The following is a 17,404-nucleotide window of genomic DNA, read 5'->3' as shown; positions in this document are numbered from 1 at the left end:
TCTGGATATTCACGGCCTTGTGGTGACGGCTGGTCAGATCTGGATCGGCCTCACCTCGACTGTTCCTTCCAGCCGCCGAGTGAGAACGAGGGTGGCCCCGGACTCTTGATCGAGATCATGTGCGGCCGATACGGCGAAAGGCAAAGGGCGGGATGAGGTCTCCGCCGGTCCTCGCATCGGACGGCGGAAGCTTCTCCTCGAGCAGCATCGCCATCCGGGCATGGAGGGGCGACCTGACGCATACGGGATCGGCCGCCGCAGCATCGCCGGCCAGCGCCAGCGCCTGGCAACGGCAGCCGCCCCAGTCGACATCACGGCGCTCGCAGCTGCGGCAGGGTTCCAGCATCCAGTCCGTCCCACGGAAGGCGTTGAATGCCGGCGAGTCCCGCCAAATGTCGGCCAGCGGCCGAGAGCCGAAGCGCTCGAATCGCAGCGATGGAATGGTCATCGCAGCATGACAGGGCAGCACCAAGCCGTCCGGTGCGATGACGAAAGCATCGCGCCCCCAGCCGCCCATGCAGGGCTTGGGATAGGTCGCAAAATGATCCGCCACCACGAAATCGATCTCCAGCACGCCGACAAGACGTGCCCGTGCGGCCTCCACGGTCGCGACCTGATGCTCTATCGAGGCGCCGTCGGGCAGCAGATAGCGACGATTGAGCAACGCCCAGCCGGCATATTGCACGTTGGCAATCTCCAGCCGCTCGGCGCCGAGCGAGAGCGCCAGGTCGATGTAATCGGGAATTTCCGCGATGTTGTGCCGATGGATCGGCGCATTGATCGTCAGCGCCAGTCCGAGGGCCCGCGCATGTCTGGCGGCAGCGAGCTTTTGCGCGTGGGCGCCGGAATGGCGTCCGATCCGCGCGGTGGTTTCGGCATTGGCACCCTGGAAGCTCACCTGAACATGGTCTAGCCCCGCGCTGGCAAGTGCTTCCAGACGGATGCCGGCAAGGCCGACGCCGGCCGTGATGAGGTTGGTGTAGACACCGGTTTGCGACAGCGTTGACACGAACTGTTCGAGGTCCCGGCGCAGCGTCGGCTCGCCGCCCGAAAGATGCACTTGAAGAACGCCCATAGCCGCCACTTGCTCGAACACGTCGAGCCAGCGTTCCGTCTCCATTTCACGGTCGGCTTTCAGCAAATCAATGGGATTGGAGCAGTAGGGGCACTGCAGAGGGCAGCGATGCGTCAGCTCAGCCAGCATCGCGATCGGAGGGAACGGCGCCTGCGTCACAGCCGCACCAACAGCCGGTCTGCCCATTCCTGCAGGAAGGCGCCGACGTCGGCGTCGATTTCCTGGCCCTGACCGTCATATTCGCAAGCAAGCTCCCTCACGATGGCACTGATTGACGTCTTGCCGTCACAGCGCCGGAGGATGTCCAGTCCGATTGCATCGGGCCACAGAACGCGCTCGGGTGCCAGCACCGCCCAGGCATTCCGGACGGGATCGAAACGCAGGCGTACATAGGGCGCGAGGCGCGGGCGAGATTGCGCCGATACAATCCCTCTCCGGCGGTCCGCTGTCATCCGTTGGTCTCCGGCCGGAAGCAGCCAGGGGGTATGACGCCGTCACGCCCATATGCGTAGTCGAGCGCGTCGAGCATCGCCCAGAGCACATCGCACTTGAAGACCAAGGCGTCGACAACCTTCTGCTGACGTTCCGGCGTATCGGCGTAGCGAAGCACGTAGCCCAGCGCGAAATCGGAATCGCGTGCGGCCTGATCGGGCCGCCGATCGAAATAGGCGAGCGTGTCGGCCCTGACGAAGTCGTATCGCGCCAGCATCGCTGGCACGCGTTCTGCGATAATATCGGGCGAGAAGAGTTCGGTGAGGGAGGAAGCAACTGCTTCGAGCAGCGTATGGGACGCGCAGAAATTGACATACGCCTGCACCGCGAAGCGTGTTGCCGGCAGCGCCAGCCTTTGGCTTTTCACCTCTTCCGACTCAAGGCCGAGCGACGTCGCGAGATGCAGCCAGCGCGCAATTCCGCCACTCCGGCCGTCCTCGCCGTCATGGTCCTCGATGCGCTTGCGCCATGCGGCCCTGAATGCCGGATCCTCGGCGTAGGACAGGATGGTGGCGTCCTTGCGCGGGATGGCCGCCTGATAGCAGTAGCGGTTGAGCGCCCAGGCCTGCAGCTCGGTCTTCGACATCGCTCCCTCCACCATTCTGCGATGGTAGGGGTGTCGGTTGTGATAACGCTCGCGGCCGACCTGCAGAAGGACTGTGCGCAAATCTTGTTCATTGAGGCCGCGGCCGACCACGTCGGAAAAATCGTTCACAGCATGAGCTCCATCCGGTCTTGCGCAATCTCCCATCCAGCTGCGCGCACCGCCGCGTGTTCGGGCGATTCCTCGTCCAGAACCGGATTTGTGTTGTTGATATGGATGAAAATCCGGCGGTCGACCGGCAGGTGGTTCAGACATGCGATCGCACCGTTCGGTCCGGACATGGCGATGTGTCCCATGCGCGCGCCGGTCTTCACGCCCACGCCGGCCGTGATCAGCTCGTCGTCCGTGAACACTGTGCCGTCGAGGAGAACCATGTCGGCGCCGGCAATCCGTTGCCGCAGCGATTCATCGACGGCTGTACAAGCGGGAATGAAGAGCAGCGAGCGGCTCCCCTCCATCAGACGAACCCCGATCGTGCCGCCATCGGCGGAACGGAGCTCCGGATCCTGTCGGCCGCCATCTTCAAGAAAGAGCGCCACCTTGCCAGGAACGGAAAACACCTCGATGCGGATGCCGATTTCCGCGCCCTCGGCATCGCAAAGATCGATGAAGCCTTCAGGAGGAAGGCAGCGGCGCGAAACAATCTGAGCATCGAGGACATCGAAGATCGAATTGGAGGCGATAACCGCCAGAACCTGCTCCGTTGCATAAAGAGCGAAGGGTTGCCGCTCACGCAAGCTGAGGAGCCCCGAAATCTGGTCGATCTCGGCGCCGGTCAGGACGACGGCTGCCAGCGGTGTGGCGCGTGCCGACATCTCCGGATGCGGTTGGAGTTCAGGGTTTTCAGCAATCTGCTGGCGGATATCGGGAGAGGCATTGAAAAGCACCCAGTGTCGCCCGTCTGGAGATGCCGCAACACTCGTCTGAAGACGCGGGCGGACCCCAGGATTACCCGCCCGCGCGGCCCTGTTCAGCCTGTCGTTGGCGTTCCACTGAGGAAAACCGCCACCCGCGGCGGACCCGATGATCCTAATCCACACGCCGTGACAAACTCCGCGTTTCTCTATTCCAGCAATGTCGCGAACCGGTCGAGCACAGCCGATGCCGTACCCGCCGGTTGCGTAATGTCATTTCTTTGTGGTGATTTCGGCAGGCAAATAGCGCGATATCTCCATTCCCGCCGCGACTTCGCACATGACGGGCTTCTTCCAAGTCTTCTTCTTCATGTCTTTCTCCGATCTGGCTGCCTTGGAAATACCGCAGCCAATCCCATAAGCACGCAGCCCAAGCTTTGTTCCCGACAGGGTATGCGAGGGGTGCTCTTTCGGATTGGGCGTCGGACGCTCGCGTCAAAGAAAAGACAGATCAACCGAAAGCGGAACCGGGGTGGCGGATGTTCGCGCGAAGCTTACAGCATCGGCCGGCCACCTGTGACCAGAAGCAAGCCCCGGTGAAACAACCGGCTTCTGACGAAGCCAGGAGGATGTAAGCCGGCGCAACGCAACTCTTGAGGAAATCGCCCTGCTGGCGCTAAGCTCGTTCTCCTGCATCTTGTATCGGGCACAATGATGAACGGTGAGGCGAAAAGCAGCCTGTCCGGGCGCGCCATGCGCTGGGCCATCGCATTGACCGAGCAGAAGAGCGTCACCGGGACCGGCGGCGAAGCCTCGTTCGGCCCGTGGCTGGCAGACGAGTTACGCCGCGAAGCCGCGTTTCGCCACGCGGAACCTGGACCATAGAGGTCGAGCCGGAAGATGGCCGCCATTGCGTGGCGATGCTGGTCCGCGGTACTGGCCGCGCCACCATCGTGCTGACCGGTCACTACGACACCGTCACGACGCGCGACTATGGCGATCTGGAGGATCTGGCCACCCAGCCGCAACAACTCACCCAAGCGCTAAGAAAAACTTTGGCCATGGCCGAGGCGCCTGCCGTGAGGCGGGCGCGGGACGACTTCGCCTCGGGGGAGTTTCTCGCCGGCCGCGGGCTGCTCGACATGAAGGCCGGTTTGGCCGCCGGGCTGGCGGTTTGCGCCGCATTCGCCGAAAGCACCAACGCGGCGGGAAACTTTCTGTTTATCGCGGTTCCCGACGAAGAGAACAATTCTGCCGGTGCGCGCAAAGCGGCACAGGTTCTCACCGAGATAGCCGGCGAGCACGAGTTGGACATTTTCGCGGCGATCAATCTCGATGCGATCGCCGACGACGGGGACGGCAGCAAGGGTCGCGTCATCGCGCTTGGAACGGTCGGCAAGCTGCTTCCGACGGCCCATGTCGTCGGCGTTCCCGCGCATAGCGGCTTTCCGTTGAGTGGCCTGAATGCGGCGACCATTGCCGCGGCCATAGCCGCCCGGGTGGAATGGGCATCGGAGCTGACCGACGACTCCCGGTCGCTTCCGGGTACACCGCCGAGTCTGCTCAGCATTCGCGACGGCAAGTCCGGCTATGACGTGACCACGCCGGCTGCGGCGTTCGCCACCTTCAACGTGCTGAGCTATCGCCGGACGCCGGATGAGGTGCTCGAACGCTTCGACCGGCTTTGCGCCGATGCTGCTTCGGCCTGCCTGGCGGAGTTGAAGCGGCGGCGGCACTTCCAGCACGGCAGCGCCGCGATCGATCTCCTCGAAACAATCCCCCTGCATCGTTACGAGGCAGTGCTGGACCGTCTCGACGCGGAGGCAAGATCGAGGCTTGGCGCCGTTGGGGCTTCGCTTGCCGCCCGCGATCTTCCACTGCCGGAGCAATGCCGGCTGGTCACCGACTAGGCATGGCGATTGAGCCGCTTGCCGGGACCGGCAATCGTCACCGGCTTCGGCTCGATACCTTACTTGCCGACGAACCTTTCGGACCGGCCGGCAGCGGCGCGGCTGCGGGCGATCGCTTCGGACGTCGCGGCCGACGCAAGCGCCCGCTATGGCTCGGCAATCGGCTGTGCGGATTTATTTCGCCGGCATCTCGGATATGAGCTTCTTTGGCGAGGCGGCCGAGTCCGGTCTCAAGGTCGTCGCCCGCAACACGCCGATGTGGCGGGACGGCATTCGCTGGCCGAAGTCAGGTGGGCTAGCCAACATTCCCACCATCAATATCGGTCCGTGGGGACGAGACTACCACACGCCGCCTGAGCGGCTTCACATCGGCTATGCTTTCGACGTCCTGCCGCAGGTCGTGAGCGATGTTTGTGCAGCGCTGCTTAAAGAGCAAGGATAGGTACGAGTCCATCAAATCTCGCCAGGAACAAATCGGCGAAGCCGAGGTTTGGTTCTACAAATCAAATCGCGAGGAAATCCTATGGACACTGACGTCAACTCCGAAACCCGTTCGATCTTCATTGTTGGGCTGCGCAACGCCCACGCCATGGAGAACCAGGCACTTTCGATCATGAAGCCTCAGGTCAAGCGGATCGAGAACTATCCGCAGGTCGCCGATCGCCTGCAGCAGCATATCACGGAGACCGAAGGGCAGATCGCCCGGCTGGAATCCATTCTGGATGGCCTCGGCGAGGACCATTCCACATTGAAAGACACGGCCATGTCGATGGTCGGCAGCATGGCGGCGATGGGACATTCCGTAGCCGGCGACGAAATCCTCAAGAACAGCTTCGCCAACTTTGCATTCGAAAATTACGAGATCGCCGCCTACAACTCATTGCTCGTACTCGCCGAAGCCGGAGGGTTTAGTCAGGCAACCAACTCTCTTCAGCAGAATCTCAGCGAAGAAGAAAAAATGGCCGACTGGTTGAAGCAGAACCTTCGCGCCGTCACCTTGCAATACGCCAGGCTGCGTGAGGCGGGAGAGACCGCCAAGAGTTAGGCCGCCCCGCTGGGGAAGAGGAATTCCTGACAACCACCCCAGCCGAATTGACGGGGTGGTTGTTTTTTCTGGGATCGGAAGTGCTGCTAAGGACCGCGCGCCACGCGTCGGCCAGACACGCTTCCTTGGAGCCCGAAGAACCGAACGGATTCAGAGCTAAGAATCCGAACGGATCATCGGAGCGCCCCGGTTCTGATGGCTTGAACGCCGCGATCCCATTTGTCTGCGGAAGGTTGCGGACTCCTGGCCGACTTCGATGTTCCCACCGCAAGGCGACCCGCGGTCGAAATCACCAGGAACGACCGGTGGCAGCGCTATGACGTCGATTTGGGAGCCTCGTCGGTCTCCGGCAAACGATCGCGAATGGCTTCCTCGGTTTTGCTTGCCGTCTTTTTCACGACTTTCTCGACGCGGTCGACCAACGTCTCGGCGTCGCCGCTGGAACCCTGTCGGTCAGCCTCTTCCTTTACAGTCTCATATGCTTCGGCGGCGACCTGCTTGGCTTGTTCCACGCCTTCTTCAAAGACTTCTTCGGCACTGTCACGAAGCTTGTCGCGGTAGGGGCCGAGTTGCGCGTCTTCCGCGGCGGTGTGAGGCAGCATCACGCCGATGGCGGTGCCCACGGCAAGGCCCACCGCGGCCATTGCCAGAGGTTCGCGCTGGAACAGGTCCTGCGCCGACTGACGCACCCGCCCCGTGATATCGGTGGCGGCCGAGCCGACCTGCCCGGCCGTGCTTGTCAATCTTTCTTTGGCGCCGCTCGCAACGTCTGCCACAGCCTCAGTCGCACCGCCTGCCACGGAAGCAACCGAACGAGCGGCATCGGAGAGCATGGAGCCGGCGGAACCTTCGCCCTCGGCACCGTACTCATCGCCGCGTGAGCCCTGCCAGGCCCCGCCCAAGCCCCTCTGGTCAGAGAAGTTTCGGGTGGCGTCATGTTCCCTGCCGGTCGAATAGGCACCAAGTGCTGAACTGTCTACCGACGTGCCCTTGCCAAGCATCAGCCAGGCCAGGCCCGCGCCGACCAATGTAAGCGGCAACGGATTGTCCCTGACCTGAGTCTTAAGATTGCTGAGCATGGCGGATCCCTCGCCGCTGAACATCCCGGTGAATTCGTCGATCAGTTGGCCCGGTGTCATCTTGCTGCGGATCGAGTCTGCGGTATCTGCCACTCTGGCGCGAGCAATATCAGCATCGCGTTCCAACTCGGCTGCGGATTTGTCGGTCATCTTATCTGTTCCTTGATCACGCGTGCGTCGCGTTTAAGTTGGTCTTGTGTCCGGTCGGGGGTCAACTCTGAGGGAGCCATGCTTGCCTTGCCGGACCGCAAGAGTACGACGCCCAGTACTGCCACCACGACGCCGACCAGCAGCGAGGACCATCCGGCCCCCAGCCCGGCGCTCGCCAAGGCAATCACCAGCGCCTGCAAAAGCACCATCAGGGCGGCAAGCAGGCAAATGACGCCTCCCATTACCTCCACGGCGCCGGCGCCGACCTTGCTTACCTTTTCCGACATTTCAGCCCGCAACAGCCTGCTTTCGGTTTGAAGCAGTGTTGTGACCTGCTGTGCCAGATCGCTGACAAGGGTTGTCAGGCTGCGAGTGTCCTGATTGTCAGTCATGGGTTTCGCTCCAGGCTTGCATTGGCCCAGTCATCGCCGGACTGATCGGATCCTAGCGGGGCCGGCTCAACTGCCTCTGCCGATTGCCATCCGAACTCATTCGAGCGAGGACCCGTCTCGGGCGCCCGGCCTGTTTCCGACTGGCCCGGTGCTCCGGTTTGGGCAGAGGGTGGCGAGCTCTTGATGAACCGCCCCAACGCGAGGCCTGCCAATACCGAACCGGCGATCAGCGCGCCCGAGTTTTCGCGGCCGAACGACTGAATTTCGCCAAGCACCTCGTCGAACGGTTTATCCTTCAGGGACGAGGAAAGCCGCTCGAGCCCGCCTGCGGCGTCAAGGGCGAATTTCGAAGCGGTCCGTTGATCATTGTTGGCAAGATGCTCGCTTGCCGCGCGCAATGCGCCGCTGAAGGCCTTGAGGTTGGCGCTCACGTCGCGCTGCGTTCCCTCCGCCTTGTTGAACAATGCTTGCTTTGCTTCCGATGCGTAATCTCCGGCTTTCCTGGTGATCTCGTCACGCGCATCGTGGAGCGCTTCCGTCGCGGTCTGCTTTTCCCGTTGTAGTCTTTCCGAAAGCTCGCTTCTGGCTGTCTCGAAATCGGCCGGCTGACGGCCCTGATCGTCCTGGTCCTGCATGGTGTCTCCTAGTGGAATCCGAGGAAGGAGAGGATCGCAAGCACGACGACGACGAGGCCGATGAGATAAATAACACTGTTCATGGCGCAATCTCCTCCACTGCGCACCGAACTTGCCTGTGCTTCCCGTGTTCCCTCGGACGTCATCTTTTTTGGTAAGCGAAGCCTAACCCGCCTCAAGACGGGATCTTGTCCTGTGCCGATGGCGGTGAGCGCGGTTGGAAATGATACGAGACCGGAGTCCGGCGCGACTTACAGGTCGAGACGCAGGTCCGTTCCGGCAGATATTCGCGCTGCATGGGCCGGGAATTTTTCCGCAGTGCTTTGACTGGGCATTATCGCAGTGGGACCTGCCTGCGACCTACCACTCAATCGCAGGCCGCGCGATCATCAGCCAGAAAATTCCGAGTACGGCAGCGAAGGCGGGGAAGCCGAAGGCGAACCACAGCCAGAAGAGCCGATGATACCGTGGCGGCAACGGCGCGCCTGCAGCGGCGGCTTGCGAGGCCAGCTTGCGCATCTCCATCTGCATCCAGACGACCGGGAGCCAGAACATTCCGGTGAAGATATAGAGCGTGATCGAAAGCACGATCCAACCTTCCGACAGCGAGTAGCCTGCCTGCCAGGCGAGCGCGGCGCCCGTCAGCGGCTGCGCGACGACGGCCGTCGCTGTGAAAAGAAAGTCGGCTACGACGACCATGCGCGCCACCGCCGCAACCGTTGACGTATTGCCCGTCCTGTGGGCGAGCAGCATGAAGAAAGCGATGCCGGCGCCGGTGCCAAGCAGCACGGCTGCGCCGATGACATGCAGAAATTTCAGCAGGAGATAGAGCATCAACGCTCCTCCAGCACTGCCAACGCCACAAAGTGCAGCACCAGAATCGGCAACACTTTGAGGAACGGCCCAAGCGGTTCGTTCCACAGCTCCGGGCGCAGGAAACTTCCGACGGCCAAGTAGAGGAGCGAGAGCGCGATGCCGCCATAGAGGCCTTTTCGCGTCGTCGACCGCCAAGCTATGAGCGCGCCGATGGCGATGTCGGCCAGAGCGCCGACGATCACGGTAGGTGCCGACAAGATGCCAGCCCCAGTGCTTTGCATCAGATCGATGCCACCGTTATAGCCGGTGGTCAGCGACACAACACCCGTCACGATCCAGAAGAAGGGCAGGACGACGAAGATCGCAGGCTTGATGAAATACAGGCGGGCAAACCATTTTTCCTGCACCGTTGCCGGATTGAGCGCGAGGAAACCCGCCAGGGTTTGCGGCCGTATGCCGGTCAAGGCGGTCCAGTTGGAGGGATCTCCAACCGCCCCTCGGGCGATCTCCCTGGCCGCGTTGGTGCGCATTGGTGGGCGCCAGCCGAACATCGCGGCAAAGTCGCCGAGGCGGTAGAGGAGGCTCGCAAGCGGTTCCGGAAGCACAAACGTGGCCGCTGGGGCCCAGCCGAGCCATCGGCGATAGCTGCCGACGACCTCGTCCAGGGTCAGCTGTTCGGGACCGGCAAGTTCCAGCACGACGCGAGACGGACTGGCGGGAGCGAGAAGGAAGACGACGGTTGAGACCACGTCGTCGAGTTGTACCACCTGGAGCCGGCCGGTGCCGGGCATGGACGGCAGCACCGGCAGCGAGGCGAGACCCCGAAACAATGCGCTGGCTCCAAACACCGGCCGCCCGAGCACCACGGACGGGCGCAGGATCACCCAGTTCAGATCAAGCGCCATTAGCGCTTGGTCGCCGGCCAGTTTCGTCGCCGAGAACGTCGAAGGCTGCGCCCGATCGACGCCTATCGCCGAGAAGTGGATCACCCGAGCAACCCCTACCCTCGCACAGGCGAGGAAGAGTGCTGCCGCCGCATCGCGATGGACTTCCCGCGTCTTTTCACGGGGGCTGTCCTGCAGAACGCCGGCACAATTGACGACGGCGTCGATGCCCGTGAGATGCGGCAACCAGTCTTCGGGCTGCAGCGCCACCGCGATGTCCAGCACCAGCAACTGATAATTGCCGGCCCGGTTTGCGCCGGGGCTGCGGACCAAGCCGATCACCTCATGCCCTTCGGAAAGAAGGCGTGCGACGACCGAGGCACCGATCAGGCCGGTGGCGCCGGCAACCAGAACTTTCACACTGGACCCCATTCTCCGACGGCGGGACAGTATCGTTCATTCCCGCTTATCGCCCTCGATACTCCCCTTCATAGCGGAAAGTTCTTCCTTCGTGCATAACAACCGCGGCCGCGCCGGGTCGGAGATGTCGAGCTTGTCCCAGGGAATGCGGTACATGCTGTCGCGACTGCGCATTCGAAAGACGTCGAGGACCGCTGTGCCGATGGCAGAAGCGGACAGGCGCTCGAATGCTGCGTAGATGCCGACATGGTACTCGGTAACCACGAGGTCATCGCCATCCGGTTCGGCGCGTATCTCCTCGATATGGCCGATGCTTTTGCCGCGCTGCGAAAGCACATTCCTGCCAGCCAATTGCTCAAGATTGACGGTGGCCATCATCCAGCTCCCGGGATACGCCCAATGACATGATCGCGCAGCCAGTCCTGCCAGTCGAAAATCGCCGTTTCGCGGACGTCGATATCGAACTCGATGTCGACGCCGATGTCGCGCACCTTGTTCCATGCGATGCGGTGCGGCTCGGCATGGCGCCTGCCGCCGAGCCTTGCCGCAAGCCGCGCCATCCAGCGCCCGGGCCGCTGGCCAAGCCGGCGCGCCAGCGTGATCGAACCGAGCTCGACCGCAATAATTTTTGGCGGCTTGCCTGGCCCGAGTTCGGCCACCAGCCCGTCCACCTTGCCGATCTTGACCTGCTCGCGGTCGACCACTTGCTTGTCCAGGATGTCGCGCAGCAAATCCATCAAGTGCCTCCGAATATCTGTAAAGGAATAGTCACGACTGCGAGCACGAAACCGAGCGCTATGATGAAGATGACCGCTGCATTCGCGATCAGCCCATTGCGGTGCTCGCCGACATAACGCTCGTCGTTCAGCAGGAAGAGGAACGGAACCACGGTCAGCGGCAGGCTGGCGGCCGTCAGAGCCATGGAAAAGATGGTGAGCTTCAGCGGATCGAGACCCAATGCGATCGGAATGGCGGCGAGAAACAACGAGATCGTATAGACGGTGCTGAAGCCGGGATCGTCGCGCGGTTTCAGGTCCTCGCCCCAGGTCCAGCCGAAGCCCTGCGCCACAAGGTACGCTTGCTGCAGCCCGATTTCGAGCGCGGCACCGAAGCAAGCTATGCCTAGTGAAGCAACGAATAGGACGAACCCCCAGAAACCGAAGATCGGAATCAGCATCAGCGGCAGTTGGTGGTAGTCGTCGATCTGCTCAATGCCGTGCGCTGCCAGCACCAGTGCTGCCACGATCAACACACCGATAGCGATTGTGCCGCCAAAACACATGCCCAAGCCGGCAATGGCCCGATTGGCTCCGAGATAGCTCTTGTCCCATTGGTCCTCGATCGCTCCCGACGAATAGAACATGAACAAATAGGGCGAGATCGATGCACCAAGAATGCTGACCGCCATGAACCAGTAATTGGCCGCGTCGTGCTCGGGCAGAGTGGGCACGGCACCGGCCGCAACCTGCCCCCAATCGGGCTTCAGCATGACGGCGCCAACCACGAAGCACAGCGTGACCAGCCCGAGGACCGCGACACCTTTTTCGATGAATCCGAACGTGCCTTTCCAAAGGAACAGCCATGCCAGAAAAGCGACCGGCAGCGCCCACCACTGAAAGCCGATGCCGGTGGCGAGCTCGAGCGCAATGGCAACACCGCCGATTTCGGCTGCCATGACCAGGAAGTTGACCAGCAAAGTCGCAAGCAGCGGCCACAGAAAGGCGTTGAAGCCAAACCGTTCCCGGATCCCGTCGACGATGGTGTGATGGCTAACGGCGGCGAAGCGTCCGGCCATTTCGACCAGGAAGATGATGCAGATCGTGCCCAGGACGACGGCCCATATCAGCTGGAACCTGAACGCCGCGCCGGCCTGAGCTGCGGTCGCCATCGATCCGACCTCGAGAAAGCCGCCAACGCTGGTGACGACGCCGAGCGATATTTCGAGTAGCTTCTTCATGATTTCGGCGCGAAATATCTGGCGTAGGACGCGCTCAGATCGGCGGCGGCGGCCCGCAGATCCTGTTGCGCGTGTTCCACGTCCGAACGGTTGCCGTTCTGCACTGCGGTCGCTGCGCGTGTTACCGCCGCCGAAAGCTGTCCGACCGCCGTCGTCAGACCGGCTTGCTCGCTGGGCTCAGGCGACTTGGCGGACTGGATTTGCGCACCGGCATCGGCGAGCGCCTTGCCGACCGATTGCAACGTGCGCGACGTGTATTTCGAAGGGGCTGCCCCAGCGACCCAAGCCTCCAGGACCAGTGATGCGGTCTGTGTGGCGGAAGCCGCGATTTTCGACTGCTGCTCGACCTGGTCGGAAGACGTGCATGCCGTCAGTACAGATATCATCAGCAGCAAGCACAGGCGGTCTGGTCGAAGACCGACGGCTGTAACGGCATTTACAACACGTGCTTGTAGCGTTGCTGCCACACGATTGTTCTCCCCGCACCAAGCGACTTCGGCGTGAAGTTTGATCTAGAGCGCCCGGTAATCACGTCAACTGAACCGGATGAACGGCGCTGGCAGCGCGGAACAAACCAGCGATCGCCGGATTAGGTGATGAGGAGGCAAAGGCCATGGACAGGGAACAGCGTATCAGGCAGCGAGCCAATGAGATCTGGGAGCGCGAAGGCCGTCCGCAAGGACGCGAGCGCGAGCATTGGGATCAGGCCGTGCAGGAGATCGAAGCTGAGGGTTCCGAGGCCGAACGCGGTCCGGTCGTGCCCGATCCAACGGTCGGGGCCGGCTCCAATCCAGAGGCGCGCGGCAGCAAGCGGCGGGGGAAGTGAGGTCCAATGCCTCGTCTCGTCGCCTGGATCGTGGTCGTACTGGTCGTGCTGTTCGCCGCCTGGCTGATGATCGGACGCGACAGAACCAGTGGCGGAGCTCAGCCCACGCCGCATGCAATAGATCAGAATGGATAGGAGCTGACATGGCGGGAACCGATACTCATCCTGAACAGGACCCTGCCGAAGGATCGCGATCGACAGTGGAAAAGCAGCTCCGCAAGGAGCAAGGCGGCGAGGGTCAAAATCGCAAAGCCGAGCCAGCTTCCGACAAATCCGGCAGCAAGACCAAGACGCCTTCGGAAGCGCGCAAGAAAGGCTCAGGCTTGGATTGAGCCGGCTGACGGCGGGCTCACGCTGCCGTTTGCCTCGAAATAATAGGGATAGCGCTGCTGGACGATTTCGAGCACCTCGAAGATGTGGCGAAGATGCATTCGCATTGCTTCTTCCGCCGCAAGCGCGTCGGCCTGCTCGAGCGCATCGACAATCCGCCGATGCTGGCCGAGGACCACCGACATGCTGTCGAGGCGCGGAAAAGACAGGAAGCGGAACCGGTCCATGTGCAGCTTCGCCGCGCTGATGTCGGCCCAGATTCCGGGAAACCCGGCATGACTGGCGATATGCTGGTGGAACAGCTCGTCCGACTTGAAGAAGCGCCTGTCGTCCGCGATGGAGGCGAACGTCTCCTGGACCGCCAGTTCGCCTTTGAGCATGGCAAGCAGGTCGGCACGGTGCGGGCTCTCGACGGCGCGCTTGATCAGGCCGACTTCGAGCGATTCGCGCAGGAACTGCGACTTCTCGAGATTGGCAATACGGAGCGGCGCCACCATGCTGCCGCGCTGCGGATAGATGTCGATCAGGCCAAGACCGGCCAGCCGGGCGAGCGCCTCCCTGACCGGCGTGCGGCTCACCCCAAGGGCTTCCGACATCGCCTTTTCCGAGATCCCTTCATGCGGCTTCAGGCGGAAGGTCAGGATCTGGTCGAGCAGAACCTCGAACGTCCTCGCCGCGACCGACGCGCCGGGGCCGGATTCGCCCAACCGCCCCTCGGTGATGGTCCGCATTCCCAAAAGCCCTGCCATCGGCAATCCCCTTAAAGGCTCTGCAGTTTCAAGCCGTTCATGAAATGCCTGCGCAAGCAGCAGCCCGGCGTTACTCCGTGCGCGGAGAACCGCCGATGCGCGCCAGCAGCCCGCCATCGACGCGCACGACCTCGCCAGTGACGAAGGAGGCATCGTCGGACAGCAGGAAGGCAACGACTGCGGCAATCTCTTGCGGCTGGGCGGTACGGCCGAGCGGATGCATGTTGTCGAGGATGCGCAGTATCTCGTCGGGGTTGTCGTTGAGCTTGACCGCATCCCGCAGCATCGGCGTGTCGACGGCGCCCGGAGCGACGGCATTGACGCGCACGCCGAGGGGCGCGTAGTCGACGGCCATCGATTTGACGAGGCCGATCAGGCCGTGCTTGGCCGTGCTGTAGGCCAGAACCCCTTCCTGGCTGGCCAGGCCCTGCACCGAGCTCATATGGACGATGGCACCGCGGCTTTGGCGCAGCAGCGGCATCGCCGCACGCGACAACAGGTAGGCAGCCTTGAGGTTGACGTTCATCACCTCGTCCCAAAGCGCCTCGTCCGTAGTCTCCACTGTTCCGTAACGCTGGATGCCGGCATTGTGGGAGAGCATGTCGAGCCCGCCGAACACGGACCGGGCAAGCTCGACGGCGCGGCCGCAGGCTTCTGTGTCGGCGGTTGAGCCAAGCACGGTGCGCACGGTCACGCCGCGCGCCGAAAGCTGCGCCGCGACCTCATCCAGCTGATCGCCCGCCCGGTCGAACAGGATAAGGTCGACGCCTTGCTCGGCCAGCCTTTCGGCGACAGCACGGCCGATGCCCATGGCTGCCCCGGTGACCAGTGCGCGTTTTCTGAATTCAGCCATTTATCCTCCAAGAACAGTTGCCGATCGATTACCATGGTAGTCGATCGGCGCAATTTGACGCGCTCTTTTCCGCGGAGCCGGCCCAAGCGTGTCCGGCATCATGCCGATCCTTGCATGAAAGCCAGCGTTTCCGCGCGCGTCGGTGCGCCAACACGTCCGCCAAAGCGCAGGCATTTCAGGGCGGCGGCGGCGCTGGCCACTGCTATGGCCCGCTCTTCGTCCCAACCTTCGGCCAGACCGAGGGCGAAGGTGCCGTGAAACACGTCGCCTGCCGCCAGGGTGTCGACGGCTTCGACCCGCGGCGACGGCAGGTGACGGACATCATTGCCACCCGGGTGCTGGAACGCGGTGCCGTTCGCCCCATCGGTGACGGCCACGAAGGCGCCGGTCCGTTCGCCGAGGATAGCAACGGCAGAACCGGCGGATATCTCCGGACCGCAAAGGATGCGTGCCGCCGGCAGCGAAGCAACGACATGCGAGGCGATCGGCAGCAGCCGGTCGAGCACCGGTCGCGACGCGACATCTGCGTCAAGGACCGCCGGAATGCCGTATTCACGAGCTTTCGCCAGCGCCAGGGCGGCGGCTCCGGGCCAGCGGACATCGACCAGCACGGCGTCGAACTGGGAAAAATCCGCGGGTGGAAGGCGGTCCGGATCGGCTTGCGTGACGGCATCGTAGAAGGGCACGATCATACGTTCGCCGGCGGCGTCGACCAGGATCGTAGCAATGGCCGAGCGGCCGCCCTCGACCCTGCGCACCAGCGAACAGTCGACCCGCTCCGCCTCCATCTGGCCAATGACATCGCGGCCGACGGCATCGTCGCCGACGCTTGCCCATAGCCAGACCTGTCCGCCCTGGCGGCTGGCCGACGCGGCGGCGCTGGCCGCCATGCCGGCCGCGATCTGCACGGCCTCGCTTGGCAGGAACTTGCCGGCGCCGGAGGGCAGGACATCGAGGCGCAAGATCGTGTCGTAGGTGAGCGCGCCGACACAAAGCAGGCGGGGCGCCGTCATTGCAGCCGGTAGCCGCGCTGATGGGCAATCGCCGTCATCACGCCTCTCAGTTCGGCAAGGCCGCGAAGACGGCCGATCACGGGGTAGCCGGGATGGGTGTGCCGCGCGGCGTCATCGATCAGCTCGTGGCCATGATCCGGGCGAAACGGCAGCAGCGCCGCCGGTTCGCCGGCGTCGCGGCGGCGTTGCTGCTCGTCGAGCAAGATCGAGACCACCGAGACCATGTCGACATCGCCGCTCAGATGCTCCGATTCCATGAACGAGCCGTCCGGGTCCTTGCTGACGTTGCGGAGATGCACGAAGTTTATCTTGTGCGCAAAGCGCCTGGCGATGGCGGGCAGGTCATTGGCCGGGTTGGCGCCCAGCGACCCCGTGCACAAGGTGAGGCCGCTATGGGCCGATGGCACCGCGTCCAGGATAAGGGCGATGTCGTCGGCGTTCTTGACGATCCGGCACAGGCCGACGAGATCGCGCGGCGGGTCGTCCGGGTGGATCGCCAGCGTGACGCCCGCCTCTTCGGCGGCCGGCAACACGTTTTCGAGAAAACGGACGAGGTTCTCGCGCAGCCGCTCATGCGACAGGCTCGACTGCTCGGCCACCACTTCGCGCAATTCCGCTATGTCGTAGCGCTTGAAGGCGCCCGGCAGGCCGGCCATGATGTTGGCGAGCAGACGCTCTTTTGCCGTGTCCGGCGTCGTCTCGAACCATTCGCTTGCCCGCTGGAGAACATCGGACGCATAGTCGCGCTCCGATCCCTTGCGCTGCAGCATGTAGCAATCGAATGCGGCAAGCTCGTGCATGTTCATGCGGAGCGCCCGTCCGCCGCCCGGCAGCGGCGCAGCCAGGTCTGTGCGGGTCCAGTCGAGGATCAGCATGAAGTTGTAGCAGACCGTGCGCACGCCGCAGGCGCCGAGATTGCGCAAGGTCTGCCTGAAATTGTCGTAGAGCCGGTCAAGATCGCCGCGGCCGAGCTTGATGTCTTCGTGCACGGGGACGCTCTCGACGACGCTCCATTTCAGGCCCATCGCCGGATCCGCCTCGATCAGCGCCTGGCGGTGCCTGATGGCGTCGATCGGCCAGACTTCGCCGTAAGGGATGTCGTGCAGTGCCGTCACGATGCCGGTCGCGCCGGCCTGCCTGGCATGGGCAAGCGTTGCCGCATCGCCCGGGCCAAACCATCGCCACGTCTGCTCCATTCGACCCCCAACTGCGGAATTCCCCGATGACCGGTGGTGTATTGGATGCTACCATGGCAGTCAATCGATTGCAGTTCGGGGACCCTGCGAGATACCGTCGGGGGCGGCTTTGCTCCTTGAAAAG

Annotated in this window: 23 protein-coding genes; 5 read left to right on the top strand and 18 right to left on the bottom strand. The window is 63.0% G+C overall.

Annotated elements, in window-relative coordinates; all coding sequences use genetic code 11:
• Positions 1 to 115 precede the first annotated feature (115 nt).
• The 5 genes from pqqE to NKH71_RS18120 form a co-directional block, all read right to left on the bottom strand.
• Positions 116 to 1,261, bottom strand: coding sequence for a pyrroloquinoline quinone biosynthesis protein PqqE (gene pqqE / locus NKH71_RS18140; protein WP_502900391.1), 1,146 nt, complete (start codon positions 1,259 to 1,261; stop codon positions 116 to 118).
• Positions 1,231 to 1,527 carry a pyrroloquinoline quinone biosynthesis peptide chaperone PqqD gene (pqqD, locus tag NKH71_RS18135; RefSeq protein ID WP_023716589.1) on the bottom strand — a complete coding sequence of 99 codons (297 nt, stop codon included), beginning with the start codon at positions 1,525 to 1,527 and terminating at the stop codon, positions 1,231 to 1,233. Before pqqD ends, pqqE begins: the two co-directional genes overlap by 31 nt.
• Entirely contained in the window at positions 1,524 to 2,264 is a 741-nt protein-coding gene (gene pqqC, locus NKH71_RS18130) for a pyrroloquinoline-quinone synthase PqqC (RefSeq protein WP_352493902.1), read from the bottom strand. The genes pqqD and pqqC overlap by 4 nt, the downstream gene beginning before the upstream one ends.
• Positions 2,265 to 2,278: 14 nt before the next feature.
• On the bottom strand, positions 2,279 to 3,211 hold the full coding sequence (gene pqqB, locus NKH71_RS18125) for a pyrroloquinoline quinone biosynthesis protein PqqB (RefSeq protein WP_352482839.1): 933 nt from the start codon (positions 3,209 to 3,211) through the stop codon (positions 2,279 to 2,281).
• Between the two features lie 87 nt (positions 3,212 to 3,298).
• Entirely contained in the window at positions 3,299 to 3,397 is a 99-nt protein-coding gene (locus tag NKH71_RS18120; protein WP_352482840.1) for a pyrroloquinoline quinone precursor peptide PqqA, read from the bottom strand.
• Between the two features lie 452 nt (positions 3,398 to 3,849).
• Here NKH71_RS18120 and NKH71_RS18115 point away from each other — a divergent pair, with 452 nt between their 5' ends.
• The 3 genes from NKH71_RS18115 (at position 3,850) to NKH71_RS18105 (ending at position 5,980) form a co-directional block, all read left to right on the top strand.
• Positions 3,850 to 4,935, top strand: a complete 1,086-nt coding sequence (locus tag NKH71_RS18115; protein ID WP_352482841.1) for a M20/M25/M40 family metallo-hydrolase — start codon at positions 3,850 to 3,852, stop codon at positions 4,933 to 4,935.
• A gap of 166 nt (positions 4,936 to 5,101) precedes the next feature.
• The gene (locus NKH71_RS18110; protein WP_352482842.1) at positions 5,102 to 5,377 is read left to right on the top strand and encodes a hypothetical protein; all 276 of its coding nucleotides are present in this window, start codon (positions 5,102 to 5,104) and stop codon (positions 5,375 to 5,377) included.
• 81 nt (positions 5,378 to 5,458) lie between these two features.
• Positions 5,459 to 5,980: a ferritin-like domain-containing protein gene (locus NKH71_RS18105; protein ID WP_352482843.1), complete on the top strand. Its 522-nt coding sequence runs from the start codon at positions 5,459 to 5,461 to the stop codon at positions 5,978 to 5,980.
• Between the two features lie 314 nt (positions 5,981 to 6,294).
• Here NKH71_RS18105 and NKH71_RS18100 read toward each other — a convergent pair whose 3' ends face one another.
• The 9 genes from NKH71_RS18100 to NKH71_RS18060 form a co-directional block, all read right to left on the bottom strand.
• The gene (locus NKH71_RS18100; RefSeq protein ID WP_352493901.1) at positions 6,295 to 7,209 is read right to left on the bottom strand and encodes a hypothetical protein; all 915 of its coding nucleotides are present in this window, start codon (positions 7,207 to 7,209) and stop codon (positions 6,295 to 6,297) included.
• Positions 7,206 to 7,601, bottom strand: a complete 396-nt coding sequence (locus NKH71_RS18095) for a phage holin family protein (protein ID WP_352493900.1) — start codon at positions 7,599 to 7,601, stop codon at positions 7,206 to 7,208. The genes NKH71_RS18100 and NKH71_RS18095 overlap by 4 nt, the downstream gene beginning before the upstream one ends.
• The gene (locus tag NKH71_RS18090; RefSeq protein WP_245278485.1) at positions 7,598 to 8,326 is read right to left on the bottom strand and encodes a hypothetical protein; all 729 of its coding nucleotides are present in this window, start codon (positions 8,324 to 8,326) and stop codon (positions 7,598 to 7,600) included. Before NKH71_RS18090 ends, NKH71_RS18095 begins: the two co-directional genes overlap by 4 nt.
• Positions 8,327 to 8,596: 270 nt before the next feature.
• Entirely contained in the window at positions 8,597 to 9,070 is a 474-nt protein-coding gene (locus tag NKH71_RS18085; protein WP_352895221.1) for a DUF2269 family protein, read from the bottom strand.
• The gene (locus tag NKH71_RS18080) at positions 9,070 to 10,368 is read right to left on the bottom strand and encodes an SDR family oxidoreductase (protein ID WP_352493898.1); all 1,299 of its coding nucleotides are present in this window, start codon (positions 10,366 to 10,368) and stop codon (positions 9,070 to 9,072) included. Before NKH71_RS18080 ends, NKH71_RS18085 begins: the two co-directional genes overlap by 1 nt.
• 24 nt (positions 10,369 to 10,392) lie before the next feature.
• Entirely contained in the window at positions 10,393 to 10,731 is a 339-nt protein-coding gene (locus tag NKH71_RS18075) for a hypothetical protein (protein ID WP_352493897.1), read from the bottom strand.
• Positions 10,731 to 11,093: a hypothetical protein gene (locus NKH71_RS18070; protein WP_352493896.1), complete on the bottom strand. Its 363-nt coding sequence runs from the start codon at positions 11,091 to 11,093 to the stop codon at positions 10,731 to 10,733. The genes NKH71_RS18075 and NKH71_RS18070 overlap by 1 nt, the downstream gene beginning before the upstream one ends.
• Positions 11,093 to 12,313 (bottom strand): NRAMP family divalent metal transporter, encoded by a 1,221-nt coding sequence (locus NKH71_RS18065; RefSeq protein ID WP_352493895.1) that lies wholly within the window; start codon positions 12,311 to 12,313, stop codon positions 11,093 to 11,095. Before NKH71_RS18065 ends, NKH71_RS18070 begins: the two co-directional genes overlap by 1 nt.
• Complete coding sequence (locus NKH71_RS18060; protein WP_245278505.1) at positions 12,310 to 12,699, bottom strand: hypothetical protein; 390 nt, start codon at positions 12,697 to 12,699, stop codon at positions 12,310 to 12,312. The genes NKH71_RS18065 and NKH71_RS18060 overlap by 4 nt, the downstream gene beginning before the upstream one ends.
• 227 nt (positions 12,700 to 12,926) lie before the next feature.
• On the opposite strand from NKH71_RS18060, the gene NKH71_RS18055 reads away from it, so the two are divergent.
• Both NKH71_RS18055 and NKH71_RS18050 read left to right on the top strand, forming a co-directional pair.
• Positions 12,927 to 13,139 carry a DUF2934 domain-containing protein gene (locus tag NKH71_RS18055; protein ID WP_352493894.1) on the top strand — a complete coding sequence of 71 codons (213 nt, stop codon included), beginning with the start codon at positions 12,927 to 12,929 and terminating at the stop codon, positions 13,137 to 13,139.
• Between the two features lie 6 nt (positions 13,140 to 13,145).
• Positions 13,146 to 13,274 (top strand): hypothetical protein, encoded by a 129-nt coding sequence (locus tag NKH71_RS18050; RefSeq protein WP_280940403.1) that lies wholly within the window; start codon positions 13,146 to 13,148, stop codon positions 13,272 to 13,274.
• Positions 13,275 to 13,456: 182 nt separating this feature from the next.
• On the opposite strand, the gene NKH71_RS18045 is transcribed toward NKH71_RS18050, so the two are convergent.
• The 4 genes from NKH71_RS18045 to uxuA all read right to left on the bottom strand — a co-directional run bounded on the left by NKH71_RS18045 (position 13,457) and on the right by uxuA (position 17,280).
• A complete protein-coding gene (locus NKH71_RS18045) occupies positions 13,457 to 14,218 on the bottom strand; it encodes a GntR family transcriptional regulator (RefSeq protein ID WP_352493893.1) in 762 nt (253 codons plus the stop codon).
• A 70-nt stretch (positions 14,219 to 14,288) separates the two neighbouring features.
• Positions 14,289 to 15,071 (bottom strand): SDR family NAD(P)-dependent oxidoreductase, encoded by a 783-nt coding sequence (locus NKH71_RS18040; protein ID WP_352493892.1) that lies wholly within the window; start codon positions 15,069 to 15,071, stop codon positions 14,289 to 14,291.
• Positions 15,072 to 15,169: 98 nt separating this feature from the next.
• Positions 15,170 to 16,084 carry a PfkB family carbohydrate kinase gene (locus tag NKH71_RS18035; protein ID WP_352590424.1) on the bottom strand — a complete coding sequence of 305 codons (915 nt, stop codon included), beginning with the start codon at positions 16,082 to 16,084 and terminating at the stop codon, positions 15,170 to 15,172.
• On the bottom strand, positions 16,081 to 17,280 hold the full coding sequence (gene uxuA / locus NKH71_RS18030) for a mannonate dehydratase (protein WP_352816956.1): 1,200 nt from the start codon (positions 17,278 to 17,280) through the stop codon (positions 16,081 to 16,083). The genes NKH71_RS18035 and uxuA overlap by 4 nt, the downstream gene beginning before the upstream one ends.
• Positions 17,281 to 17,404: the final 124 nt, after the last annotated feature.

The organism is Mesorhizobium sp. M0983 (assembly GCF_040318975.1).
Lineage (GTDB): Bacteria > Pseudomonadota > Alphaproteobacteria > Rhizobiales > Rhizobiaceae > Mesorhizobium.
The sequence above is the reverse complement of the archived record's forward strand: the minus strand, read 5'-3'. Positions and strand labels throughout refer to the sequence as shown.